Source organism: Alteromonas lipotrueiana, assembly GCF_019249245.1.
GTDB lineage: Bacteria > Pseudomonadota > Gammaproteobacteria > Enterobacterales > Alteromonadaceae > Alteromonas > Alteromonas lipotrueiana.
Genome location: NZ_JAESDK010000024.1, coordinates 1 through 26,779, shown reverse-complemented (window position 1 = coordinate 26,779; position 26,779 = coordinate 1). Strand labels below are relative to the sequence as shown.

22 protein-coding genes are annotated in these 26,779 nt (G+C 46.1%); 6 read left to right on the top strand and 16 right to left on the bottom strand.

Annotated elements, in window-relative coordinates:
• Window positions 1–102: 102 nt before the first annotated feature.
• From JK130_RS14650 to JK130_RS14630, 5 genes are all read right to left on the bottom strand, one after another.
• Window positions 103–954: an 8-oxoguanine DNA glycosylase gene (locus JK130_RS14650; RefSeq protein ID WP_218355077.1), complete on the bottom strand. Its 852-nt coding sequence runs from the start codon at window positions 952–954 to the stop codon at window positions 103–105.
• Complete coding sequence (locus JK130_RS14645; RefSeq protein WP_218355076.1) at window positions 951–1,625, bottom strand: DNA adenine methylase; 675 nt, start codon at window positions 1,623–1,625, stop codon at window positions 951–953. Before JK130_RS14645 ends, JK130_RS14650 begins: the two co-directional genes overlap by 4 nt.
• Before the next feature lie 824 nt (window positions 1,626–2,449).
• Window positions 2,450–3,661: a helix-turn-helix domain-containing protein gene (locus JK130_RS14640; RefSeq protein WP_218355075.1), complete on the bottom strand. Its 1,212-nt coding sequence runs from the start codon at window positions 3,659–3,661 to the stop codon at window positions 2,450–2,452.
• Window positions 3,662–3,697: 36 nt separating this feature from the next.
• On the bottom strand, window positions 3,698–3,961 hold the full coding sequence (locus JK130_RS14635; protein ID WP_218355074.1) for a type II toxin-antitoxin system HigB family toxin: 264 nt from the start codon (window positions 3,959–3,961) through the stop codon (window positions 3,698–3,700).
• 565 nt (window positions 3,962–4,526) lie between these two features.
• Window positions 4,527–4,667 carry a hypothetical protein gene (locus tag JK130_RS14630; protein ID WP_218355073.1) on the bottom strand — a complete coding sequence of 47 codons (141 nt, stop codon included), beginning with the start codon at window positions 4,665–4,667 and terminating at the stop codon, window positions 4,527–4,529.
• A 131-nt stretch (window positions 4,668–4,798) separates the two neighbouring features.
• On the opposite strand from JK130_RS14630, the gene JK130_RS14625 reads away from it, so the two are divergent.
• Both JK130_RS14625 and JK130_RS14620 read left to right on the top strand, forming a co-directional pair.
• Complete coding sequence (locus JK130_RS14625; protein WP_218355072.1) at window positions 4,799–4,981, top strand: hypothetical protein; 183 nt, start codon at window positions 4,799–4,801, stop codon at window positions 4,979–4,981.
• 19 nt (window positions 4,982–5,000) lie between these two features.
• Window positions 5,001–5,510 (top strand): hypothetical protein, encoded by a 510-nt coding sequence (locus tag JK130_RS14620; RefSeq protein ID WP_218355071.1) that lies wholly within the window; start codon window positions 5,001–5,003, stop codon window positions 5,508–5,510.
• A gap of 320 nt (window positions 5,511–5,830) precedes the next feature.
• Here JK130_RS14620 and JK130_RS14615 read toward each other — a convergent pair whose 3' ends face one another.
• The 5 genes from JK130_RS14615 to JK130_RS14595 all read right to left on the bottom strand — a co-directional run bounded on the left by JK130_RS14615 (window position 5,831) and on the right by JK130_RS14595 (window position 9,064).
• On the bottom strand, window positions 5,831–6,823 hold the full coding sequence (locus tag JK130_RS14615; RefSeq protein WP_218355070.1) for an MBL fold metallo-hydrolase: 993 nt from the start codon (window positions 6,821–6,823) through the stop codon (window positions 5,831–5,833).
• A 4-nt stretch (window positions 6,824–6,827) separates the two neighbouring features.
• A complete protein-coding gene (locus JK130_RS14610) occupies window positions 6,828–7,331 on the bottom strand; it encodes a MarR family winged helix-turn-helix transcriptional regulator (RefSeq protein ID WP_218355069.1) in 504 nt (167 codons plus the stop codon).
• 276 nt (window positions 7,332–7,607) lie between these two features.
• Window positions 7,608–7,976 (bottom strand): hypothetical protein, encoded by a 369-nt coding sequence (locus JK130_RS14605; protein WP_218355068.1) that lies wholly within the window; start codon window positions 7,974–7,976, stop codon window positions 7,608–7,610.
• Between the two features lie 164 nt (window positions 7,977–8,140).
• Window positions 8,141–8,194: a bacteriocin gene (locus JK130_RS16855; protein WP_425514619.1), complete on the bottom strand. Its 54-nt coding sequence runs from the start codon at window positions 8,192–8,194 to the stop codon at window positions 8,141–8,143.
• Window positions 8,195–8,662: 468 nt separating this feature from the next.
• A complete protein-coding gene (locus tag JK130_RS14595; protein WP_218355066.1) occupies window positions 8,663–9,064 on the bottom strand; it encodes a DUF3718 domain-containing protein in 402 nt (133 codons plus the stop codon).
• Between the two features lie 280 nt (window positions 9,065–9,344).
• On the opposite strand from JK130_RS14595, the gene JK130_RS14590 reads away from it, so the two are divergent.
• From JK130_RS14590 to JK130_RS14580, 3 genes are all read left to right on the top strand, one after another.
• The gene (locus tag JK130_RS14590) at window positions 9,345–9,716 is read left to right on the top strand and encodes a winged helix-turn-helix domain-containing protein (RefSeq protein WP_218355065.1); all 372 of its coding nucleotides are present in this window, start codon (window positions 9,345–9,347) and stop codon (window positions 9,714–9,716) included.
• A 214-nt stretch (window positions 9,717–9,930) separates the two neighbouring features.
• Window positions 9,931–11,520, top strand: a complete 1,590-nt coding sequence (locus JK130_RS14585; protein ID WP_218355064.1) for an ABC-F family ATPase — start codon at window positions 9,931–9,933, stop codon at window positions 11,518–11,520.
• Between the two features lie 315 nt (window positions 11,521–11,835).
• Entirely contained in the window at window positions 11,836–12,561 is a 726-nt protein-coding gene (locus JK130_RS14580) for a MauE/DoxX family redox-associated membrane protein (protein WP_218355063.1), read from the top strand.
• A 321-nt stretch (window positions 12,562–12,882) separates the two neighbouring features.
• On the opposite strand, the gene JK130_RS14575 is transcribed toward JK130_RS14580, so the two are convergent.
• The 6 genes from JK130_RS14575 to JK130_RS14550 are packed head-to-tail and all read right to left on the bottom strand — an operon-like array spanning window position 12,883 to window position 21,663.
• Window positions 12,883–13,578, bottom strand: a complete 696-nt coding sequence (locus JK130_RS14575; RefSeq protein ID WP_218355062.1) for a transglutaminase-like cysteine peptidase — start codon at window positions 13,576–13,578, stop codon at window positions 12,883–12,885.
• Between the two features lie 44 nt (window positions 13,579–13,622).
• The gene (locus tag JK130_RS14570; protein ID WP_218355061.1) at window positions 13,623–15,533 is read right to left on the bottom strand and encodes a bifunctional diguanylate cyclase/phosphodiesterase; all 1,911 of its coding nucleotides are present in this window, start codon (window positions 15,531–15,533) and stop codon (window positions 13,623–13,625) included.
• Between the two features lie 29 nt (window positions 15,534–15,562).
• Window positions 15,563–16,159 carry a LuxR C-terminal-related transcriptional regulator gene (locus tag JK130_RS14565; RefSeq protein WP_218355060.1) on the bottom strand — a complete coding sequence of 199 codons (597 nt, stop codon included), beginning with the start codon at window positions 16,157–16,159 and terminating at the stop codon, window positions 15,563–15,565.
• A gap of 1 nt (window position 16,160) precedes the next feature.
• Complete coding sequence (locus JK130_RS14560; protein WP_218355059.1) at window positions 16,161–17,519, bottom strand: HlyD family type I secretion periplasmic adaptor subunit; 1,359 nt, start codon at window positions 17,517–17,519, stop codon at window positions 16,161–16,163.
• On the bottom strand, window positions 17,516–19,693 hold the full coding sequence (locus JK130_RS14555) for a type I secretion system permease/ATPase (RefSeq protein ID WP_246587823.1): 2,178 nt from the start codon (window positions 19,691–19,693) through the stop codon (window positions 17,516–17,518). Before JK130_RS14555 ends, JK130_RS14560 begins: the two co-directional genes overlap by 4 nt.
• Window positions 19,694–19,695: 2 nt before the next feature.
• Window positions 19,696–21,663 (bottom strand): TolC family outer membrane protein, encoded by a 1,968-nt coding sequence (locus tag JK130_RS14550; RefSeq protein WP_218355058.1) that lies wholly within the window; start codon window positions 21,661–21,663, stop codon window positions 19,696–19,698.
• Between the two features lie 242 nt (window positions 21,664–21,905).
• Here JK130_RS14550 and JK130_RS14545 point away from each other — a divergent pair.
• A partial coding sequence (locus JK130_RS14545; RefSeq protein ID WP_218355057.1) for a beta strand repeat-containing protein occupies window positions 21,906–26,779 on the top strand: 4,874 nt, incomplete at its 3' end.

The window sequence follows — 26,779 nt, the reverse complement described above, 5'->3', positions numbered from 1 at the left end:
CAATCCGGTGGAATAAGTGCAACGCATGCGCTTGTCGCGCAGGCGTTGGGACTTAGTTACTGTCAGCTTGGAATAATGGGTGAATCTGAAGCTTCGAAGTTATCAGATAAGCGCGAGTTGCTCGGTGTCGGCCTTGCGTTTCTTGGGGACTCTCTTGATAACAGTACCACTATCGACTAGGCCATTCTTAAGCTGTTCTCTGTATTCAAGTAATCTCTTAACAGATGTGCTTTGCTGCATTTCATACCACATGACAGCGTCAAGCTCAGAAGTACGAACCTCCATTGCTTGGGCAAGCTCAATAAACCTTTGCTCTAAAGCAAGATAGTCCTTCTCGACAGTGAGATGATCATCAAAAAATCCACCAAGCAGTCCTGCGCGATATATATGGATATCCAAAATAGCTACATCATCAGCATCCAACCAATTTCTTGCGATCCATGAGGCAGTCTTGAGGCCGATACCTTTGATTTCAGTAAGCCAGTTACGCAGCGCCATTCCACTCTCCGTTGGAGGTGTTTCTTCACTCAGTCTCTTAAGCGCATGATGTAGGTAAGCCGCTTTTTGCTTTGCAAATCGATATTTAATGTCCTTCCCATTTAAATGAATTGGTTGTGATAACCATTCAAGTAACTGTTCTTCCGAATGAGCAACGCCAGAAAAGGCACCGTGATACTTCAACTGCTCGTAAGCGGCAAGCCCAATTGCAGCCGGTATCCCGTGGCCACCGAGCAAACATGCACCGACTTCTTCATGGAGTGAACGCCCCAGTTTGTATAGGATATTGGTGTTATCTAATCGTTTGGAGAGTACGGTATATAGCCAGTACGCAACGGTAGGAAACGCTACTATTTTGCCCCATTTCACACCCGGTACGACCTCTGAATGCTCATGAGGAATGTCAAAATGGATGAGGCTTTTCCCTACCGTAAGATATGCGCGTTGATGGTTCATAAATTTTGTTCACCTTTGTGTAAAGGGAACTCACTGTTCAGCCACTCCATCATCGCAGACCGTTCTATTGGATTCATTTGACGAAACTTTTGCTTAAGACGATCTTGCCTTCTTTTGATCGTTTGCCTTTCGCGAAAGCTATGTCCCATGAATCTTGGATCATGAAGTGTTGTCGGTTTTCCATAGTTAAACCAAACACATTCTTCACGTATTCCAGCTTGGGTCTGACTACTGAAACTATGGAAGTTCCAACTATTCAAATAATCTTCATATAGGTCACTTAAATATCCACTAATCATGACCTTACAATTCTGTTTTGTAAGAAAGTCGAGCAATGCTTCGTGCTGTGAGTCAGAATATTCGAAGCGATAGATCTTTTTCTTGCGACGCGTTTGGTGGAGGTATGGGGGATCGCAATAAACGAGAGTGTTCTCGCATAAACTTTGCCCTTGCAATAATTCCAACGCATCTATGTTAAAAAAAGCGGCGTAATGTAGATGTTTTACCCCCTCGATGCAAGTCGCATCGAGGTCATTGCCTATGTTGAGCGTAGCCGGGCGCTTGTTTCTTAGAACGGCCCCCGCGCCCAAAAATGGCTCAATATATGTTTTGTGAACCGGCATGAGATTGATTAGCTGCTGATACGTCTTACCTTTACCACCCGGATACATGAACGCTGTTGTTTGCTTTTATTAACTAGTACAAGTTTTAGTATCGTCAAAAGTGACGATGATTGCAAGAAATCAATTGTGGGAAGTGGGAATAAATTCGGAAGAGCAAATGAAATTAGCATGCCACTAGCCAATCGGCATGCAGTTGTGAATTAATTGAAAATAGAAGGGCAGAAAATACTGCCCTTAGGGTTATCGCGCCTTGTTGGACTGTGATAACACAGATGCTGCCAAAGACTTCGTCTCCTCACTATACTTATCACTTTGCAAGACACTCGATGCCTTTGATTCCATCGCCGCACCAGTTTGATGCGTAGTCTTTGTTTGACTCAAAACGGAAGCAGCAAGCGATTTCTGGATCTGAGAAGAACTCTTGTCAGACAGAATGGATGAGGCTTGAGAAGCCAATTTTAATGACGACTGTTTACGATTAGCCATGTTCTTAATCTCGAAAAAATAATATTTAAAACGCCGGGTCCCATTGAGACCCGACTCTCTTACTGATTTTTAAGCCGACTCTATGGGCACAAGGATCGGCCAAGCCTTAAGGCCATGATTTCTCGCATAGAGCATCTGACCAGACTTAGGATCTTTGCGATAGGGTCTAAAAATCAGCTTCATTCCTTTCGGAACTTTCAACTTGTTCTTAGAAGCCATTAGCGCACTCCTTAATGTTATCTAGGAGGCGATGGTTGAAAGTTTTCGAGATTTCGACTAAATTAGCCGTGCATTCAAGGAAACTTCCTGAGTCCACCTCGCTGGGTTTCGGGCAACTTTCCCGCTCAAACAGTGTTGGCGCACTGTTTGAGCAGCACCATACCCGCCTATGGAAATACCATTTTCCTTACTTCTTTACTTCCTATAAGTCTGTTGTAAATTCTGTAGTCACCTACTTCTTTTCTGTACCTGCCTGCAATTACCGCAGGGCTTACTTTCAATGTTCTTGCAAGATTCAGGACGCTATCGGGAGTAGTGAGTAATGCACAATATTTTTCCCACTCAGATTTTTTCACAAGCGCATCTAAAGCCATCTGATCTGCTTCATCTTCTTTATCATCTCGACTGTCTTTGACGCCATCAATATCGTCAAAATAGGCTTCTTTGGAATCCTTAAGGTGACGAGAAACGTGGGCAAGCTCATGCATCAAAACAAACCAGAAATTATCCAGTCGGTCATACCGAATCGTCATCCCAATTACCGGGTTACTATCAACGCCCCACATGGCCGCACCATCTAAGTACGTTTTAGGCAGATGCTCTTGGAACACAAGGTGAATTCCGTTATTCGCAAGCTCTTCTTTTGCTAACAACGGGCCGTTCTCCAATCGAGACAGCTTCAGTGTCTCTCTCAAAAATGGCAAATCAATTGAATCCAACTGACATTTTGGTAACTTCTTATCAAGTGTCTTGTGCAGAACCTTCGCCTGCCACGCTTGCAATGCAAGACTATCCATACGCTTGTTGGTTGTGTGAGCTGCGCTTCGCAAATGTGGTGCGGCTGTCCCAGCTCCTGACATTACGAAAGGTGTTAGATTTACCGCCTCAAACATGTCTCGGATCAGCTCTTCAGCTTTGGCTTTTGCATCTGAGGCTGATTTTATCGCCTTGGGGAAAAAGCCTTTCTTGAACATTGCTGTAATCGGGTAATCTTCGTAGTTAACCTTCCGCAGGTCTGGTTCAAGCTTCTGATCTTGCATAAGGACTTCATATGAAATACCCAGCCCCTCGTGAAGGTTTTTGATCATAGATAGACTCAAAGAAGCCTTACCATTCATTACTTCTGAGACGCGACTCTGACTACCCATATATTGGATCAGGTCCTTTCTGCTTAATCCCTGTTGGTCCATGCGATGCTCAATGGCAGATACAGGATCAGGCAAACCAATATCAAAATGCTCTTTCTCATAGTTAGAGATAAGCAGGGTCATGATGTCAATTAAGTCGTCATTGTCTTGATCTCCCGACGACAACAAATCGTCCAGATAATCAGTTGCTTTTCTATACTCTTCACTATTTCTGATAATTTTAATATTCATGTCTCATCCGCCAGCCCCTGTGAAATCCTTTTCTGGTTAAACTGACAATCCAATCTCGTCAATTCGTAAAATGTTCTTTCTAAAAATGGCTTTGGTTACCACTTCGACCGTCCCACGACCCACAACGAAAGTTACTTCATTAGCGTCTGAGACTTTTGCCCCCTTGTAATCTTTTAAAACATCATCAGCACAACACCAGCTCGCTTCTTTGACTTCAGCCAACCAGCACTGCAAGGCAATGCGTTTTTCAGCATACCTTTCAGAGAAATCAGCTAATCTGTCCTGCCTGATGACTTGCAATACGAACTACCTCTAACATACATAAATGCATTATTGATCCAAAAAACAAATATTCCAAATGATTTTCGGAATTATTTTTAAAGTACATTCCAAAATTGGTTGAAATAGAACAAGGTGTTGCCTTATGACTGGTGCAACTACGTTAAAGCGCCAGCGCATGATTGATTAAAGCGAGACGCCTAGAGCCTATCGGCCAAATTAAATATGGAAGTAGACATCGTATTTAAAATGAATGGAAATATTACGATTAAATAGCCACACACCATTATCCTAGGGCTGGTGTTAATACACTAGCTACATACAGTTGGTTTTATTCAATAGATTTTTACCACATAAAAGTTCGAGTCTGGGAGGGGCCACCATTTCTCACTAACTTCCAGTATCTACAAGCTTTTCAGCATATTTTTTCACTTTTACGCCACCGTTTTAAATTTATTGTACCTGCCAGTTTACTTTTTTATCTCGGCAAATATCGCCTGATTGGTCTTTCATTTTTTTGGTGAAGCGTATATCTCAACTTTATGAAGCTAGCTTCATAGGATGAATGCGTTCTGTATACGAGGTCTTACTGATTTACGAAAGTCTGCATTTTGTATTCGGTATTTTCGGTAACTACGCCAGCTTCGTCTGTATCATCGGTAGCCTGGCTAAAAGCGGCATTCGATGTGCTTATGAACAGCGACTCTTTTAATCTCCAATAACGCATTTCACGTCATTAAAATTCGATAACTTTTATAATATCCCCACGTAAACTGTTCTTTTGGGCAGTAGCCATGCCTGCTGTGTCTTTGTAAGGTTAAACAATCTCAACACATTATTTTATTATAAGGAAATATCATGGCAGCGCTTTGTGATAGCGAACTGACACAAGTCAATGGTGGCGGTTTTTGGTCGGTACTCACCCGAGGGGTAACTTTGCTCGATGCGGCTATGTATGCAAGCAATTCGTCAGGCTATTTGGCATCAGATACACTAAACCATAACTCAGAATTTATGTACGCGGCCACTAACCGGCTATAGCACTGAGAACACCAGCACAATGAGTTATCTAACAGCTCTATATCCGTTGCAAAAATGGCCTCAACGCGTTTGCCAAATTCTGGAAAAAAGCGGGATTCTTTGTCTTGCCGTTTATATGACCGTTTTAAGCCTTGGTAGCGCCCTTTTGATATTAGCTGCTGCGAGCTTGCTGACGGATATTGATAATAAGCCTCTTGAGCTAATGTCTGTTCCAGCAGGTTTATTGTTACTATTGACCATAGTTGTAGCCCCTTCGCTTGAAACCGGACTTTTGGTACTGTTTGTCAAAATGTTCCGGCGAATCACCATTAACCCAATAATAAGTAGTCTGTTGTTTGCCACAGTAATGGGCTATTTTCATTCTGAAGATAGCCTTCATGGACTGGTAGTTATTGGGCCCTTTTTTATCTGGACGTATTTTTATACAACCTGGGGGCCGCGTCTGCCCGATAAAGCCTGGAAAATCGTGTTTTTCTCGCATGCTCTGCATAACTTTATAGCTGTTAGCCTGTATTTGCTGTTCGCTTAGCAAAACATCAGCTGAAGATGATTTAACAGGCGCTGTAGTGATGGAAGGTCTCACACTCAGCTGTAACCTGGCTTTAGCTTGCAGGCTTTAACTTTCTCTCACGAACCTTAGTTCACCGGTTCTAACTCACATATTCTGGCGCGTTAATATAACCGCCTTGAGCATTTTGATAAGTCGACGCAAATACACGATTTTTTAAAACTCAACGATCGTTTGGCAAAAACGCTAATAATGAAATGAAATTAGTGGCTTAACTCAAAAATTAGGCCCCGCAAAAATTAGGCCGCGCAGAAATCATCCACGCCCCAAAAGAAAAATTGCTAAAAAAACAGCGTCGCAATATTGCTTATAGTGCGCTGTAGCCAGCTCATAGGTTGAACAATAAACTTTTCAAATTCTACCCGTCTGGCTTTTGGATTGGTTTGTAGCGCTTTATGAAGCATGTCTATGTCATTCTTTTTCAAAACCACAGATGCTTCGTTTGGCTGAAAAGTCGAACCTACCGGATAAATAGTAAAAGGCGTGTTTGACATTTCAATATGAGCGCCAAGTACAGCGTTAACCTCATTTTTTTCACTAAAATTAAAAAGTAACTTAATCGAGTGCCGGTAAGCTTCCCAATTCTTTACGTAAATTAGTCCTGGGTACAAGGTGTCGCCGGTCAAAAGCAGTTTATACTTCTCATCGTAAAGAGAAATTGCATCTTTATGATGGCCTGGCGTTGGGATAATAGTTAACTTTCGCTCTCCCAAAGACAATAAGTTTGTTTCCCTGAAACCTTCAGTGAAACCCAGTTGATTGCCTGCCTGGGCAATGTCGCTTGATATTATCGTCACTGTGCCTGTACTGGAAAACTGGTTGTCTCCCGCCGTGTGATCATTATGACCGTGAGAATGAAGCACAACGAGCGGCAATGTTTGGCCTGGGCTATTTTGGTTTGGGCTATATTGCTGTAATAGATCTTCGACCGCAGAGGCTACTGGAGAAACGCTAGCATCGCTTATCGCGCCAGTGTCAAACAACAAAGCTTTATCGGAGCCTATGAGTAAGTATAAAAAAGGAGCTTCGAAGGTAGTGCACTTGTTTTGTCTTAATATAAAAGTCTGATTATCTAGTTTCAGAACATCGATGGGATCTGCCTTATCGGTTTCACAAGTCGCTGAGCCATGCAGCCAATCTTTATTCTCAATAACAGATACGATTGAGTTCGCGCTAGTTGCATTTTGTATTGCAGAGGGTGCAATTTTCTGACTTGCTGTGGAACACGCTGCAAGAGGCCACATCAGGGCAAACCCAATTATTAAATTCTTCATCTGCTTAATCCTCTTCCTGCATTGTTGAAATTCTTTCCAAACGCTTTGAAATAGGCTTTTTATCTATAGATTCGCAAAGCTCAAATAATACTTTCATCAACGGAATGTTTTTCTCTTGGGATATATCACTAATCACATTAGCCACGCCTGTTGTTACACGCTCCAATTTACTTAAATCTTCAAGGCCTAACGTTGTTAAAGAAAGACGTTGGCATCTTGCGTCATCCTTGTCGGGGTGTCTTTTAATAAGACTCAGCTTTTCTAATGCACTGGCTCTGGAAGCCGTGCGTTGATGCGAATAGCTAAGGGCTTCAGCAACCTCAGCAATGGAGGGCCTTTTAGCCTGCCCTAAAAAAATGATCAGAGAAACATCCGTCACAGGAGTGACAATAGCGGCATTCTTTAAGACTTCCGTAAAATCATCGTTGATCATTTTACTTAGCCTGCTGGTCATATTGGCCAGAAATGCATTGCAAGTCTCTAACTCGTAAAAAAAGGGCTTTCCCATCCTACACTCCAAATATACAACTAATTGTACAAATGATTGTATTAGTAGTTACATAAATGTCAACTCGTTCTAAAGTTATCGGCGCATGGCTGATCGATACTTGCAGGCAGGCTAATGCAAAAAGATAATGCTGAATTGGTGCTGTAAGCGCTTAAAGCTTTAAACAACTGTTGTGCGTCAGCCTGGTGAAAACAGTTGATTAAAGCTTTGGAGTAGCTATATACCAAAGGTAATAACAGAGTCCCGTTAGCTGCCGTGGCTGTTCTTTGGATAACATTAAGGTAAATAAAATCTTAGAAATTTACCGGTCCAGATTTTCAAAACTACTTTGCTCTTTTTCACCGCTTTGGCAAGGCCATAATACAACAGACCGCCAATTAGAATGGCGAAAATATCCCACCAGTCAAACGTGCGTTCAGGAATATAAATTTGCATAACCTCATACAAACAGGCGCCAATTAGGTAATACACAAAACCGTATTCATCATAGTTTCCCTGCCACATTGCCAGCAGTGATCCCCCTATAAATACACTTAAAAAACTAGGTAGATTCTGCGCAAACCAATAAGCCGGCGCGGCTTCCTCTTGCCAGCAAAACAGGGCATAGGCCACTACAGTATTTAAAAAGTAAAATATTCTTACCATGCTTTTAAAGCCAGCCCTGGGGCAGGCCCCTTATTATCAGTTTAGTTTTCGATAACAGTAACGTAAGGAAGACTTGGTGGATGCCCAGCCATTGGAAAAATACCGGTCGAGGCCGGCTTTGCCACCCACAGCTTCATAGGCATAGGCTCCAGCTATACCGTATGCTAGCGGCGCCCCCCGCTGATATTTTCCAAATCCTTGTTATCTATTTCTTTCATCATAAGCTCCTTTTTAAGGCAGGTTTGTCCTGCCGATTTACAATACAAAGACTGAAGCTTTATCGATACTGAACAGTGGTTCAGTTTTATCTAAGAAAGGGTTTTAGACGAGCTGGGGCACTTTGAGAAAAGCGAATTTGCTGGCTGTTGCCAACAAATCCGCCTGGGGATGAACAATTACGTAGTCAGGGCTGATACCCGCGTTGTTCTACAGAAAAGAAGATTGCGATAACCGACTATTTCGCCATTATATTGATTCAGGGTATTGCAAAGGCAGGGTCACATGCTTTTTAACTATTTGTGCTTACAACCTTTGAAATTCCAGCTTTTGGGTGCAATTTATGCTATCTGATGAAGTCAGGCTTTCTACTCATATTGAAAGCTTTTCCCAGAATTAAAATCAAGCTTGCTGAATCGTTTTGTCTATTGGTTACTCCATGGGTGTTATCGCAACCGCATAGCGAGTTGCTATTTCGCGGCCACCATTACCGCATTAATATCGTCAGGCACTACCCGAACAGTTTCCAGGTCTTTAATTTCGACAGTAGGTGTTAACGGATCGCTGTAACGTTCAAAAATACGCAGTGTCTCGTCAGCGCCGTAATAACTGGCAAAGTTAGCGACTGTCATACCGTTGCACATTAATCCTTTGCCTAACATTTTGTAGGTAGGACCGGCAATTCTATTACCTGGCGCCATTTGCAATACAGCATGGTGTAAATTTCCACGATTATTTTCAGCCGCGTGCCGACAAACTGAAATTAAATCTTTTTCTATTTCTTGGGGGTAGCTGTTGGCCAATGCGGTACTAACACCCGCAGACATCGCCACAAACGTAAGACCAAAAGGTATAGCTTTGAATTTATTCATGACATTTCCTTCGGTTTTATTTGATATAAGCAAAATTATGCTGCTTCTACTTCTACTTCTACTTCTGTGTAGCGCCACTAAGTCTATACCCTCAATAAATAAAGACCCTGACAATCCACTGAAACTTGCATGACATTGTTATGAAAGAAGCGATCAATTTATATTTCATTGGCATTTCATTAGTTAACGATAACTGGTTTGGTTAACGGGTCTGATGACCGTCTGGACGCCCCCTTATATGCTATTCTCTTTATATAATCCCGTTCGAGGAGGCTGTGCTATGAGTTCCTCTACTTTCTTACGCTACGACGCAAGTACCCATACGGTAAGGAATGCTCAGGGAAACACCAAAATATTGTCGCCTCAATGTGCGGCGCTGTTAGCCTTGCTGTTAGAACACCCTCATGCCGTGGTTACCCGTGACCATATACGCAATATTATTTGGCGACATAATGTGGTTAGCGAAGATCTTATTAATCATGTGGTATATCGACTAAAAAAAGAGCTCAAATGTCTGCCTGGCTCGCATATATGGCATATCGAAGCGATTACTAAAACCGGCTACCGGTTAACTTATTCGTCTGGTGAGTCTCAGCCAACCCACTACTGGCTTCGTCGCTGGCGTGCCTGGTTAAAATTGCACTTTTGGTAACACACTGCAAAAACAACCCTACCGCTTTCCCTTTCATACAATTATTCTTTTATATCAACATCATAACTGTATTTTTTAAATTATTGGGTAGCAATTTTTTTAATGATGGTTAAAATTTCCTCGACATAGCGGGCGCGATTCTTTATATTGCGCGCCCTCGGCTCTGGCATAGAGCCTGTTTTTTTCTTCTGATATTACCCTCTGGATACCTGATTTGATTACCACTGCCAACATCACAATGCAATTTGGCTCTGAGCCATTGTTTGAAAATATTTCTGCTAAATTCGGAAACGGTAACCGTTACGGTTTGATTGGAGCTAACGGCTCAGGCAAATCGACCTTTATGAAAATTTTGAGCGGCGAACTTACTCCTTCGGCAGGCAATGTGTCTTTTGCGCCGGGTACAAAGCTGGGTATTTTGAGTCAGGACCAGTTTGCGTTTGAAGAAATGAGCGTCGTGGATACGGTCATCATGGGCGATCGCGAACTGTGGGAAATTAAACAGGAACGCGATGCTATCTATAGCAATCCTGAAATGACCGAAGAAGATGGCATGCGAGTCGCCGATCTTGAAACTCAGTTTGCTGAAATGGATGGTTATACCGCCGAAGCCCGCGCGGGTGATATCCTCAATGCTGCTGGCATTGAGGAGTCGTACCATTTCGGTTTGATGAAAGAAGTCGCGCCCGGCCGAAAAGTTCGGGTTTTACTGGCGCAGGCTTTGTTTGCTGAGCCTGACATCCTGTTACTGGATGAGCCTACCAATAACCTGGATATTTACACTATTCACTGGTTGGCTGAAGAGCTGAACAAGCGTAAATCAACTATGATCATCATTTCCCACGACCGTCACTTTTTAAACTCGGTCTGCACCCATATGGCTGATATCGATTATGGCGAGTTGCGGATATATCCGGGCAACTACGATGCGTATTCTGAAGCCGCAGCCCTGGTGCAGGAGCAGCTACACAGTGACAATGCCAAAAAGTCAGCTGAAATTGAAGAGCTGCAAGGCTTTGTCGCACGCTTTTCTGCTAATGCCTCAAAAGCTAAACAAGCCACATCCCGTGCTCGTAGGCTTGAGAAAATAGAGTTGACCGATATCAAAGCGTCGAGTCGCCGCAAACCTTATATTCAGTTTAAACAGCATAAAAAATTACACCGCCTGGCTATTACCTTAGAAGGGTTGGGTCATGGGTATCCAGACTTGCCTCTTTTTGATGATGCAAACCTGTTACTGGAAGCCGGTTCACGACTTGCAATTATTGGTGAAAACGGCGCCGGTAAAACGACGCTATTAAAATGCCTTATTAACGAACTGCCGGCGAATGAAGGGGTGGTAAAGTGGGCCGAAAATGCCGCCGTGGGTTATATTCCCCAAGATAGCAGTGCTCACTTTAGCAGTGATATGACCTTATTTGACTGGATGTCACAGTGGCGCGGTCCCAAGCATGATGATCTACAGGTAAAAGCGATGCTGGGTCGTTTGTTGTTTGGTTCTGATGACTTCAATAAAAAAGTGAAGGTGTGTTCAGGGGGCGAAAAAAACCGCCTGTTGTTTGGTAAGCTTATGCTTCAGGATATCAATGTTTTGGTTATGGATGAACCTACAAACCACCTGGATATGGAATCTATCGAAGCGTTAAACAACGCCATGCTGAACTTTGACGGCACCGTAATCTTTGTGAGCCATGACCGTGAATTTGTTTCATCACTTGCCACTCAGATAATTGAAATAAAAGACCAGCAAATTCATAATTTTGAAGGTACCTACGAAGAATTTCTCGATCATCGGGCTGCCTGATATATTTTTTCTATGCTGCTATCCTCACCTTGGGTAGCAGCTATTTATCCTTTTTTACGTTTGCTTTCACCCTCTCTTTTTTTGTACTTTTCCTGAAACTTCAGTTTTGCGATCCCTCTCTATTTCAGCTTTGAAACCGTTATCCAAATACGTTCGCTTAAAGTTAATAGCCCGGATGCTTCTGTCAGGAACATGATTTGCTTTAACTATGTACAAATCAGATAAGTCACCCGATTACTGTGAGACTTTTTCAAATTTAGCAAAAATTTGATACGTATTTACACAGTTGCCTCTTATAAACAAAAGGAGTGGACCATGAGCAAGCACGCCGTTTTGTACCGTATGATGACCGATGAACATATTTGTCCGTTTGGGCTACGTTCAAAAGATTTGTTAGAGCGTCAGGGATATGAAATAGAAGATCATTATCTTAGGTCGCGTGAAGAGATAGATGCTTTTAAAGAAAAACACCAGGTAGATACCACCCCGCAAACCTTTATTGATGGGGAACGTGTGGGCGGGTATGACGACCTGCGTGAATTTTTTGGTAAAGGCGAAGCCGGGCAACAAGGGACCTCTTATACCCCTGTTATTGCAATTTTTGGGGTTGCATTGGCTGCCGCCATAGGCATGGTTTTACCTGGCGATTTAGTGTCTATGCCTACGCTTATGTTGTTTATTGGCTTCGCCATGATTTTGTTGGCTGTTCAGAAGTTACAGGACTTACATAGCTTTACCAATATGTTTATCACGTACGATCTACTGGCAATGCGTCATCTTCGATACGCTTATATTTACCCGTTTGTAGAAGCCTATGCCGGTATTGGTATGATTTCGGGCTTTTCGGCCTGGTTGGTGGCGCCCTTCTCGCTATTTATTGGTGTGGTAGGTGCAATTTCGGTCTACAAAGCAGTTTATGTAGATAAGCGTGAATTAAAATGCGCTTGTGTCGGCGGCAGCAGTAATGTCCCACTGGGCTTTGTTTCACTATCAGAAAATTTATTTATGATAGTAGGCGCGTTACTGATGATGTTTATGTAGCTTATCACTCTGCCTTAAAAGTCTTTTCAAATACATTAAACAAACTACACCGCACGAGTTTTCGTGCGGTGTTTTTGTATTAGGCTACGATATTAAGTGTGAAAGACCCTACCCACAGTAAAGTTCACTACCGGGCCTGTTTTTGCCCCCCTAACCGCTAGGTAATTCGCAGTTTTCAGTGTTTGATATTTATCTTGAAAGAATGCCACGGGAGGGCGTTTGCATCGGCTACGTAAGGTTTGTAACAGCCATGCCCAAATGATGTTTTTTGCGAGGCAGACTTATATTGCCTGCGCCAGGCTATCTATCTGTACAGGCAGTTCACGATCGTTTTAAATTAATGCCTTCATTATCCAGTTTTTGTAACAAATTACGCCATCGCGAAAGCCGCGCGGTGGGCGAACCCACCGATTTTGCGGCGCCTTGTGACCAGATACCCTGACTATTGAAGCTGAATACCGGTGTTAAATCGGTACGTTGACTGGCGGGTAAGACATCGGCCAGCAGACTGTCGAGTATTAACGGTTCGCTGTTATTGTCTCCATAGTAACCCAATACCATATGTGCCTGGGTAACCGAGCTGCGTCGGCCACCAATTCGGGCTTTTACATAAATTAGCCGAAGCTGAGCAGACTCCAGGCCCAACTCTCGCAAAAAAAGGTACTTTGCGATAGCGTAATCTTCACAGTCGCCCCGGGCCTTGCTAAGCATCTCAGCCGGGGTTGCCCAGTAGTCGTTTTGTTGCCAGACAATATCGTCAGTTTGGTAGGTGACCCATTTATCAAAATAGCGATTCACCTGCTCAAGTTTTTGCCGGGTTGAAAGGCTTTCCTTTTTATTTAAAATAGCCGCGAGCTCAAGTTTCTGGTGGCTCAAATCGCCAGTGCCTGCGCGCGCTGCGGCCTGCCAGAACTTATTAAGGTTGATCTCTATCAGCGACGAAGCACCTATAGAGCAAAGCGGCAATAGCAAAGCAGCGCCCAGCGCTATACATGTGTATTTGCTTCGCCATTTCATAATATTACTGCTCCAATAGTGGGGCGATAAAGTGACAGCCAACACTACTGTTGTATCACTACGCCATCGAAACCTATTTCAAACAGTATATTTTCATCCTGGGACGAGCCCACACCGTCAGCAAAAACATTCATGCCAAGCGAGTGAGCCAAATCGGATAAACCACGCAAATAGGTTTGATTGGTCTGATTATTTTTTAAATCATAAACATAGGCGCTGTCTATTTTTATGTAGTCTAATCCATACTCATGTATATCTGAGACCTGAGAAAAACTTTCGCCAACTCGCTTCAACCCTATCCCTACCCCGCGGCGTTTAAGTTCTTCACAAAAGTGTTTAAATTCAGCCTGATAATGCGCCGCTGAACTTTCTCGTAGTTCTAATGATAAACGGGGTAACAGCTCAGGGTGAGTGTCTAATTGTTGATAGATTTCCTGGCGAGCGGCCTCACTGCCAATTGAAGAAGGATACAGCAACAGGGCCATTTTTTCGTCCGGATGTTGTTGTAATTGTTGCATTACTGCATCAAGACAAATTAAATCAAGTTGTTGAACCGCACCAAACTCTTTTGCCTTACGCATAATAAAGCTTAAGTTTTTATTTTGGTTGTCTACCGGCATCGTAAAAAAGACCTGCTGATGCACAATGCACTGACGACTGTCTTTTAGTAAAGCACGGTGAACCGAAAGAGTTCCTGGTAGGTCACTTAGTAACTGAGCCCACTGACTAGGGGTTTGCTCAAAGCGTTTCTCGGGTAAGGCTTCAAGATTAAAAGACAGAAGCGTGGCTTGTGACTGGGCTTTTTCAAGCTGCGCATCAACTCTGTCCATTAACTCAAAACTGGCCTCATCACCGCGAATATAGACCCCGCCGGTACAAATAGACGCATGTTGGTTATCACTGACCGGCAACCCACCACTAAAATCTGGCGACTTTTCCATCTTTTGTTGAAGTGTATCAAGCGAGATAGCATCGGTAAGCAGCACAGCAATGTCAGTTTCGTTAATGCGAGCCATGCGTAAGTCGGTGTAATACGTTGGATGGGTATGATAAAAGTGACCAATACGCTCGGCAAACAAACGTATGGCTTCATTAAAATCATCGCCCAACACAGTTTGAATATCGTAAAGCTCACTGGCAAGGCTGTGTACCAGCAACACATTCTGACCATCGGTATCACGGTAGCGTAACTGCGACTCAAGGTGAGTAAAAAAAGCATTAATGTTACACAGCCCGGTGACCAGATCGTGCTGACTACGAAAACGGGTGTCTTCAAGACGTGTATTGTTTTCAATGACAATGGTTTTGAATCGCGTGGCCAAAGAGTTCATGGCGTCTACAACTTTAGCAAAGTCAGGTGTAGAGGGCCGCGCTATGGTAATAAACCGACGTTGGGAAAAACTGTGGGCCTGTTGCACGATATCGTCCAGGGGCCGAATTATCATTCGCAATATAACTGAACCAACAAGCCCTATGATAACGGTCACTAATAGCAGGCTGACAATAAATTGTTTAAATCGCTGCCAAAGCATTTGCAGCGCGTAAGAGGTCTGGCTTTCAATATAAAGGGTACCGAACTGGTTCCACCCTTCTGCAACCTGCGCGGTACCTACCGGAATATCAAACTCAACCAATCGAACAAACCAATCTGGAATGTCTTCTGGGGTTTCATAATGCTCTAACTTGATAAGCGATGTATTGGCCGTGTTGGTCAGCTCAATACGCGCATAGTGACCGGCATCAAACTTTGCGGCTGTTAAAAGCTCTATTGAAGCTTGCGATTTCTCTGCCTGAGTAAGCACAATCGCCAATGAGTTAGCGTCATCAATGTTTTTGAGATACAACTGCTCTTCGAACATCTGCTGGCTTGAAATAAAAAGTAACCAAAAGCTGATAGCGCCGTTAAACACTACTATCGTAACAATTGTCAGCCAAAGTTGTTTATTTAGGGTCATAGTTTTACGTCAGTTCACGTTAATTATTGCTAGGCCAGTTTTCTGAACTGCCCAAGCTTCAGTAGTAATCCAACCCTGTCGCGGGCAGCGAACTTTTTTAAAATAGCACTGATGTGCTGCTTTACCGTACGTTCTGTTATACTCAGCTGCTCGCTGATTTGCAGGTTGTTGCAGCCTTCAAGAATTAAATTCGTTACCATTTTTTCGCGGCCGGTAAGCGTTTCTGTGGCTTCAGTGACAGGGCTCTGGCGCTGGTACTGAGGCAGTGTTGCTAAATTCCCTACCACTTTTGCCAACAAGTGATTGGGTACCCACAGGCCGTTGTGAGTGACAGTAACGGCAATAGTAGTAGAAGTTTGCGACGATATTTTGGTGTCGCAGTAGCCTCTTACCCCCAACGCAAACGCTTGTTGCATTTGTGTCAAATTAAGTTCGCTGCTGACTAAAACGGTTTCAATCCCCTGAGCTTTAAGACGCATCGCCAGCTCAGGCCACTGCGTATGGCATTCGTCCAACCAACATAGAGAAACCGTAGCGGGTAATGCATCCAGCGTTTCATAAGCCGGCAAATGTGCAGCCCATAACCAGGGGGTTTCTGCGTTTTTCAATAGGAGCGCTTGTTCCATCTTAGCGCTCCTTAAGCGCCGAAGACGCTGCATTTAAAATCGGTTTAAGAATAAAGTTCATGACACTGCGCTCGCCGGTGACAATATCAACCTGCGCGGTCATGCCGGGCAAAATTTCCAAAGGTTCATCGCCTACCGGGGTCACGGTACGAAGCCTGACCACATAGAACGTATTGTCTTTATCGTCGGTAATTGTATCGGCGCTGATGTGTTCGACCTCGGCCTCCATTCCGCCATAAATAGCAAAATCATAAGCACTGAACTTTAAAATGGCTGGCTGGCCCAGTTGAATAAACGCAATATCCTTAGGAGAAATTTTCGCTTCCACGATAAGTTGGTCATCTAGCGGCACAATCTCAACGACCTGACTGCCAGGTGATATAACGCCGCCCACGGTATTAAACAATAACCGTTGTACCGTTCCTTTGATGGGCGAACGAAGTTCAGACTGCGCTACCACGTCTTCAAGTCCTGTTTTAGATTGCTTGAGTACGCCAAGCTTCGATGTGGCTTCGGCTAATTCACGACGCCACTGGTTGATCATACGCAGCCGGGCCTCCTGCTGGGCATTGCGCTCTTCGGTTATCGTTGACTCGCTGCGTTGAATGGCGGCGCTGGCGCGCTGTATGCTGCCGTCAAGCTCAACCTGTTGACGCTCTAGCCGTAGAATGTCCATTTGTGAAACCGCGCCGCTGGCTAACAAGGGCCGGGTAACAGCCAGTTCCTGATCAATCAGTTCTTTTGAACGTTTATACTGCCCGTACTCAGCTTTGTAAGAAGCTAAGTCCTGCTGCTTTTGCGAAATTCGGCTATGGTAACCTCCCATCAATTGTTCGAGCTCCTGAAGGTTAGAACGATACAATGCCTGCTCACCGCTTTTTATTGCTGCGTTTTCACCCAACGAAACCGAAAACTCTAATGGCCTGTTGTCTATCAACGCCCGCAATCGATCTGCTTTTGCCTGCAGACCTTCCTGCTGGCTGGCATTTTCTTGTAAAGAAGAAACAAAGCGGGTGGGATCGACTCTTACTAACACCTGACCGGCGGCAACCTGCTGGCCTTCGCGGATCAAAATATCCTGCACAATACCGCCGTCATACGACTGCACCACCTGTAGTTTTTGCGAAGGCACTACCTTACCCTCGCCTCTTGCTACTTCATCAATAATGGCAAAATTAGCCCAAAGCACTAAGGCCAATATGGTAATAGCGATACCATATAGCAGGCGTCGTGCCTTTGCCGGGGTTTGCTGAATGCGCGCCCATTCTGCTTCCAGTACCCAGTCGTATTCTGCCGGCGGGGCCAGAAAATCACGTACCTTTCGATGTAAAAATGAAGATTGTGAAGCCGCTCCACTCATTGATGAGGCTCCTTTTGCGCCGCAGCATTAAGTGCGGCCAGTTTTTTCAGTACGTCCTGCTTGGGTCCATCAGCAATAACCTGTCCCGCTTCCAGTACAATAATTCGATCTACCAGGTCTAACATAGTTGCTCGGTGAGTATTGAGTATCAGGGTTTTGTTTTGACTGCGCGCAGCCAATAGCTTTTTGGCCAGGGCTTCTTGTCCTGAGTCCATCGCTGAGGTGGGTTCGTCTAGAATAAAGATAGACGGGTTTTTCAATAATGCACGGCCAAGCGCAACTGATTGTCGTTTTCCTCCTGATAGTTGAGCGCCCCGCTCACCTACCGCCATATTCAAACCATCGGGATGGCTGTTCACAAAAGCGGTTAACCCGCACGCTTCAATAACCTCCCAGATAGCATCCTCGTCTACCCCCGAGTCAAATACGGTCAGGTTGTCTTTAAGGCTACCACTAAACAGTTGATAGTCTTGTGGTACATAGCCAATATGCTGGCGTAGCGCACTGGGCTCGTATTGCTGCAAATCTATACTGTCGAGTGTAATCAGGCCTTTTTTGGGGCTGTAAGCTTTAAGCAGTAACCTGTTTACAGACGTCTTTCCGCCGCCATTTCGTCCCAGTATGGCCACATGTTCGCCCGCTTTAATGGAAAAGCTCAGTCCTTGTAAGCGCTCAATGCTTTGCTCCGGATAGCTAAACCGAACCCCTTCAAAGCTGATGTTTCCGGCAATCGAACTGTGTTTGGTCCAGCGTCGCTTTTCCGGGGCCTCTTCTTCTTTCGCCATCAGGCCGTTAAGCGAGTCAAGTGCCGTTTGGGCATGATGAAACTGAGAAATAAGGTTGGCGGTGGCCGACATAGGCCCCATGATCCGGCTTGATAACAAATAAGCGGCAATAAGTCCGCCCTGGGTTATGACACCATCTACCACTAAATACACACCCGTGATAATGATGCCTACCCCTACGCCCTGTTGTACCCAGCTTGCCAAATTGCTGACCGAGCTTCCTAACAGGCGCAGCTTGGCGTTGACCTTTGCCAGAAAAATAGCGTGTTTTTCCCATTGATACTGCACGTGGTTTTGAGCACCAAAAAAACGTACATCATCAAACTCTGCAATAGCTTCGGTCATCAACCCATTTTTTTTAGCGCTGATATTTAGTGAGTCGGCGGCCAGCTCGCGCATGACTTTTTGTACGTAAAAGCCGTAGGCAATAATTACCACGCCACCTAAAAAAATAATGCCTGCCAGATAACTGTTAATGATCATCACGATGGCAAGCAAAATAAAAGCAAATGGAATGTCTACCAGGGCAACAATTGTTATCGAGTTCAGCATGCCCCGAATCGCTTCAAATGAGTTTAATGAGCTGACCAGCGCGCCGGTAGAGGCAGGTTTTTCTTTAAACGATAACGACATCACTTTTTGTAATAATTTGGCCGACAAACTGACATCAATACGGCTGGCTGCCAGTTCGACAAAATAATATCGGAGCGCCCTGAGACAAACATCGGCCAGCAGCACGATAAGCACCCCGATGGCCAGTGCCCATAGTGTTTCTATGGCGGCGTTAGGCACCACCCGGTCGTACACATTCATAACAAATAGCGGCACCGCTACTGACAACAAACTAATAAAAATTGATGCCAGTATCACATCGCGATATAACGCTGAAGCTGTTTTAACGACACTCCAAAACCAGCTACCCGGTTTATTTTTTGAAACCACCTCACACGATGACGCTATTTGATTATGCGGACGCATAAAAATAACGTAGCCGGTGTATTGTGCTTGTAATGATGTCAGATTTACTGTGGTAACCGATTGATTAAGCTCAGGATAAATCACTTCTGCTGAATCATTTTCTACATCTACTGATTTAAGCACACAGGCTTGTTGATCAGCCAACACTAAAATAGCGGGCAGCAGCGCCGGATTTATATGGGACAGTAAGCGCTTGGCAGAACGGCTTTGCAATCCGGCTTTGGTGGCGGCCTGGGTAAGCGCTGAAGGAGACAACTCGCCATTTTTCAGTGGCAGGCCTGACAAAATGGTTACACGCGAAAACGGTAGCTTATGAATAGCACAAATGGTTTCCATGCAATCCATCAGCACGCCGCCATCAGCGCGCTCTTTAATGACCACATTCGGCGCGGTGTTTACAGAGGCATTCATAACTATTGCGTTCGTCCTTCGACCAGGTCTTTCAAGGCCACAATTTTGGCTTCAATCCGACGGTTTTTCTGATGTGCACTGTTTGTGTTGCCGGCAGCCAGGGGCATAGATTCGCCGTAACTTACGGTGACTATTCGCTGAGCATCAATACCACCTTGCTGTTCAAGCCAGTCTGCGACCGCTTCGGCCCGTAAAAAGCCTAACTTTTGATTGTAACGCTCTGCGCCATCTATAGAGGTGTGTCCTTCAATGATGACCGCTTTGTCTGAATCTGAACGCAAGGTGTTCAATAGTTCGTCCAGCCGTGTTTCTTCGCTGTTCAAAAAATTGGCGGTACTTTTTTCAAACTGAACGGCAATGGTAATATTTTTTTGTACCGGAACCTGTTCGAGAAATGACTTGTTGAAGGATGATGCCGTGTCTGATGGCGTGTCTGATGGTATGGCCTGTTCGTTTTTAATCACAGGGCGTGCGGTTACGGCACAGCCGTTTATATCCACTTTTGCGCCTGGCTGGGTATCGTTACAATCGTCCCACAGATCGGTAACCCCATCATTGTCAGAGTCCTGACTTAAAATATTGCCAGCCGTGCCCAAATTAGCGGTATTGATGGCCGGGCAAATATACTGCGGATCGTAGTTTACCGGACGCTGCGCCAGTTCTGCCGCAGCAGGCCAGCCATTAGGGGTCAATTTCAGACTTTCTGTTAATGTGCCGCGTGCAGCTAACAACCTGACAACTGCTTTATACTGAGTGTATTTGGCTAGCGTATAGGCTCGGGCCGCTTCGTAAGCTTCGTTTTCAGAATCAAGCAAATCCAGTAAGGTTCGCTGGCCCAACTTAAACTGGCCCAAATACGCGGTTCTTACCCGGGCCGATGACAAGCGGTGTTCATTTAAAGTAGGCAGCTGACGACTTAGGTTATTAATATCGTTGAACGCAATTTGAATGGTTTGACGCATGTCACGACAGGCACCATCACGGAGATCCTTTGCCTGATCGATTTGCAAAAGTGCGGTTTTGATTGCTGTTTTATCTCTTCCGCCGTTATATAAGTTGTAGCTAACGGATAGTCCCGCGCGAGCTTCAGTCAACGTATTGTCTGCACCGGTTTCGTCACGGTTTTGGGTACCGTAAGATACGCCAAGTCGAACCACGGGCTTATACAAACCCTGCACGCTTTTTTTATCAAACTGGCGCGCATCAATATTATAAATACTGGCCTGTAAGCTTGGGTTTGTCACATACGCATTTTCTATTATGGTAACCACCGACTGCTCGTTGTAGCCTTGCGTTGATGGGGCGTAAGGCGACAAAGATAAGTTAGGATCAACACCGGTAATCCGTAAAAACCGGGCAGAAACGTCGTGCAAGTTAGACTGCTCGGTAATAATGTTAGACTCAGAAAGCGACAGCCGGCCGTTAATTTGTTCAAGGTCGGCGCCCCGGGCTACCCCCGCAGCTGCGCTTTTATCAACCTGTTTAAAGACACTAACGTGCGTGCGCAAATTATCTTCAGCGGTGCGCATAAGTTCGCGATATAGCAAAATATCTAAATACGCTTCTACGGCTTCCTGGGCGGTTTGTTCTACTTCAGCATAAAGCTGGTACAGGCGTACTACCTGACCTTGCTTCAGACTGCGAATATTGTTGTAAGTCAGCGAGCCATCATACAACAACTGCGACAATGCAATTTGTCCCTGGTACTCACCATATTCGGGATCGCGTCCGATATTTTGGTCTACATACGCCGCTGAAGCAGTGACATCTACCGTCGGACGTAGCGCCCCTTTGGCGTCCTGAACCTGTAGCTGCGCTAATTTTAAATCTTGCAGGCTGGCCTGAATGTCGGGGTTTGTATTGAGTGTATGCTGAACCACATTTCGAACGTCAAGTTCTTGCGCAGTAAGGGAAAATGATAAAAACAGACTACATGATAGAGCGACAGCCTGGTGAATCTTCAAACTCATTGTTGCATCCTGATAAGTACATCGCGGCAGTCCACTGCCGATAACGACAAAAATATTGTTACTCGAATTTTAAAAGTAGTCCTGTCCCCGATATTCTGCAAATTCGTTTCATACATAGGTATTTGTTTGCATTCGCTAAAAAAGACCTTTGTTGTACTCAGGTCCAATACGTCTTTGTCGATGCTGTACTAGTGTTATTCAGTAATTGCTAATCCGAATCTTATTTCGAAGGAAAACACACTATGGCAGCAACGCAATTCAGCATTGTCGAAATTCAGGGCGGCTTATTTTTAGAAGACAGCTCAGGCAACGTTACCGAGCTAACGCCGGCCACGCTAAGCGAATTAAATATTCAACTTGAGGGTACTGCCGACGGCGGGGCTCAGCTTACTACTTCTGATCAGGTGATCAGCTTATCTGCAACTCAGTTCAGCCATCTGCTGGCTCAGTTTGCGAACCAGCCCGCTGAACCTTTTGCGACCGAAGGCGGGGTGTTCGATGAGTCAATTGAGGAGTTAAACCAGGCTTTGGATGACGCCAATGTTTCTCCTGCTCCCAATACAGATGATGCAGATGCTGAGTTTCTAAGCGCGCTGGCGGGTGATGGCGATATTTTAGAGAATTTGGAAGCTACTGCAGCCGGCGGTGGCGCCGGTCGTGGTGACACTGAAGACGGCAGTTCGTTTGTCAGAGTAAGCCGGATTGCCGAAGAAACTGATTCTGAAGAATTCGCCTTCGAACAAACCGGCTCTAATTCTGATCAACCTGATACAATTGGAAACAATACTCCAGTAAACAACGACGCTGATTCTGACAATAATGCTCCCCAACTCAGTATTGATATTCCAGCTCAAATCAATCTGAATACCGCACCTATTACCGGACAGTCATCGCTTAGTGAAGGCGAAGAAGTCGCGGTTGTATTAACCGATAACGAGGGTAACACCATAGACCTGAGTTCGTCAGTGGCTCAGGACGGTAGCTTTACACTGGTACTGCCAGAAGATTTACCGGCTGGCGATTTTTCTGCAGACGTCATCGTAACCAACAACGCGGGAAACAGCACCACTGAAACGTTCAACACGACTATCGATCTTATTGCGCCTCAGATAACCATAGACCCGCCTGCTTCGGTCAACGGCGAACAAGTGGTCATCAGTGGTTCTACCGATTTGCCTGAAAATAGCCAGGTGACCCTGATTGTAGAAGACGCAGAAGGCCAGACCCAAACCCTAACTACCACTACAGACGAGCAGGGTAATTTCAACGTTTCAGTTACTACCCCCTTAAGCGAAGGTGAATTTACTGTTTCTGCGCAAGTTACAGATAATGCAGGTAACATCAGCAGTGCGTCTGTTTCAGGTACGGTCGATAACACCTCTCCTCAACTGACCATTGATGAAGCGGGTGCCACCAATAGTGAAACGCCTGTCATTAGTGGTTCGACTGATGAACCGGCAGGCTCGCAGGTTTTTTTAACCGTTACCGATGCCCAGGGCCAGAACCAAAGTTTAACTGCGGTAGTGCAGTCTGACGGAACATTTTCGGGGCAGGTGCCCTCGCCATTGGCTGAAGGCGAGTTTTCGGTAGTCGCTCAAATAAGTGATGAAGCAGGAAATACCACAGAAGTGAGCAGTAATGCTGGCACTATAGACACCACAGCGCCGGATATCAGCTTAAACACAGACAGCGAACAAGCTTCCGACACACCCACATTTTCAGGTACTACGAGTGCCCCTGAAGGTAGCACGATAACGCTTTCGATTACCGATAGTGCCGGCGACACCCAACAACTCACTGCCGCGGTTGACGCCGATGGCAGCTTTGAGCAAACGGTTACTTCTGCGTTAGTCGACGGCGAGTTTACGGTTGTTGCCCAGGTAACTGACAATGCCGGCAATGTAGGTACCGTTACACAAACAAGTAATATTACCAGTTCAACAGCGACGGAAACTGACGAATCAGAGCCGGCAACAGACAACAGTAGTACTTCGTTTTTAGAAGTGAATGTTGCTGAGCTTAGTAATGACTCCACACCGCAAGTCAGCGGTCAGACCGATGCCCCGGCCGGATCTACAGTCACGATTTCAATAGAAGACGCTGCCGGTAATGTACAAACGGTTGAAGCCGTTGCTGACGCTCAGGGGGCCTTTAGCGTATCGACCCCAACCGCACTCTCTGACGGTACTTTTAACGTAAATGCCCAAGTTACGACCGAAACAGGCGCTGTGATTGAATCTAATCAGGCAGGTGCTATCGACACTCAGGCTCCGCAACTGACTTTAGACGAACAAACATCGGTAAATAATAATACCCCGCAGATCAGCGGTAATACCGATGCCGCACAAGGCAGCACGGTGGCGATTACCGTGACGGACAGCGCCGGCAACACCGAAAATCTCAGTGCGACAGTGGATGTGAATGGGAACTTTACGGCGACTCCCACTACGGCGTTGGCTGAAGGTGATTATACCGTTGCGGCAGAAGTAACCGATGTCGCAGGTAACACGGCCACTACCTCTCAAACCGGCAATATTGATACCTCTGCGCCTACCCTGGTACTAGATGCATTAGGTACCGGCAACGACACCACCCCGCAGATCAGTGGTAACACTGATGCCGCCGAAGGCAGCACGGTAGCCATCACTGTAACTGACAGCGCCGGTAACACCGAAAACCTGAGCGCGACTGTTGATGTGAATGGGAACTTTAGCGTAACTCCCACTACGGCCCTGGCTGAAGGTGATTATACTGTTGCAGCACAAGTAAGTGATGCTGCGGGTAACACCGCCACTGCGTCGCAAACGGGCAATATTGATACCTCGGCCCCAACCCTGGCACTAGATGCATTAGGTACCGGTAACGACACCACGCCGCAGATCAGTGGTAATACTGACGCCGCCGAAGGCAGCACAGTAGCCATTACCGTGACCGACAGTGCCGGTAACACTGAAAACTTAAGCGCCACGGTGGATGTAAATGGAAACTTTACGGTTAGCCCAATCACTGCGCTTGCCGAAGGCGATTACACCGTGTCTGCCTCGACCACCGATGCCGCAGGTAACACCGCTACTACGTCACAAACCGGTAATATTGATACCTCGGCGCCAACGTTAGAGTTGGATGCACTGGGTACCGGTAACGAGACCACCCCGCAGATCAGTGGTAATACTGATGCCGCCGAAGGCAGCACGGTAGCCATCACTGTAACTGACAGCGCCGGTAACACCGAAAACCTGAGCGCGACTGTTGATGTGAATGGGAATTTTACGGTTAGCCCAATCACTGCGCTTGCCGAAGGCGATTACACCGTGTCTGCCTCGACCACCGATGCAGCAGGTAATACCGCAACTGCGTCGCAAACCGGTAATATTGATACCTCGGCGCCAACGTTAGAGTTGGATGCACTGGGTACCGGTAACGATACCACCCCGCAGATCAGCGGTAATACTGACGCCGCCGAAGGCAGTACGGTGGCGATTACCGTGACGGACAGCGCCGGCAACACCGAAAATCTCAGTGCGACAGTGGATGTGAATGGGAACTTTACGGCGACTCCCACTACTGCGCTGGCTGAAGGTGATTATACCGTTTCTGCCTCGACGACCGACGCCGCAGGTAACACCGCCACGACGTCGCAAACCGGTAATATTGATACCTCTGCGCCAACGTTAGAGCTGGATGCGCTGGGTACCGACAACGACACCACCCCGCAGATCAGCGGTAACACCGATGCCGCACAAGGCAGCACGGTAACCATTACCGTGACCGACAGCGCCGGAAAAACTGAAAACCTGAGCGCGACTGTTGATGTGAATGGGAATTTTACGGCGGCTCCCACTACTGCGCTGGCTGAAGGCGATTATACCGTTTCTGCCTCGACCACCGACGCCGCAGGGAACACGGCCACGACATCACAAACCGGTAATATTGATACCTCTGCGCCAACCCTGTCATTAGACGCACTGGGAACCGGTAACGACACCACGCCGCAGATCAGCGGTAATACCGATGCCGCCGAAGGCAGTACGGTAGCCGTTACCGTGACGGACAGCGCCGGTAACACCGAGAGCCTGACCGCGACTGTTGATGTGAATGGAAACTTTACCGTATCCCCCACTACGGCGTTGGCTGAAGGTGATTATACCGTTGCGGCAGAAGTAACCGATGCCGCAGGTAACACGGCCACTACCTCTCAAACCGGCAATATTGATACCTCTGCGCCAACGTTAGAGTTGGATGCACTGGGCACCGGTAACGACACCACGCCGCAGATCAGCGGTAATACCGATGCCGCCGAAGGCAGTACGGTAGCCATCACCGTAACTGACAGCGCCGGTAACACTGAAAACCTGAGCGCGACTGTTGATGTTAACGGTAATTTTACGGCGACCCCCACTACGGCTCTGGCTGAAGGCGATTATACCGTGTCTGCCTCGACGACCGACGCCGCAGGTAACACCGCCACGACGTCACAAACCGGTAATATTGATACCTCTGCGCCAACCCTGTCATTAGACGCACTGGGCACCGGCAACGACACCACGCCGCAAATCAGTGGTAATACCGATGCCGCCGAAGGCAGCACGGTAGCCATCACTGTGACCGACAGCGCCGGTAACACCGAGAGCCTGAGCGCGATTGTTGATGTTAACGGTAATTTTACGGCGACTCCCACTACGGCCCTGGCTGAAGGTGATTATACTGTTGCAGCACAAGTAAGTGATGCTGCGGGTAACACCGCCACTGCGTCGCAAACGGGCAATATTGATACCTCTGCGCCAACCCTGGCACTAGATGCATTAGGTACCGGTAACGATACCACGCCGCAGATCAGCGGTAATACCGATGCCGTCCAAGGCAGCACGGTGGCGATTACCGTGACCGACAGCGCCGGTAACACCGAAAACCTGAGCGCGACTGTTGATGTGAATGGTAATTTTACAGCAACCCCCACTACTGCGCTGGCCGAAGGTGATTATACCATTGCAGCACAAGTAAGTGATGGCGCCGGTAACACGGCCTTTGCGTCACAAACAGGCAATATTGATACCTCGGCCCCAACCCTGGCACTAGATGCATTAGGTACCGGTAACGACACCACGCCGCAGATCAG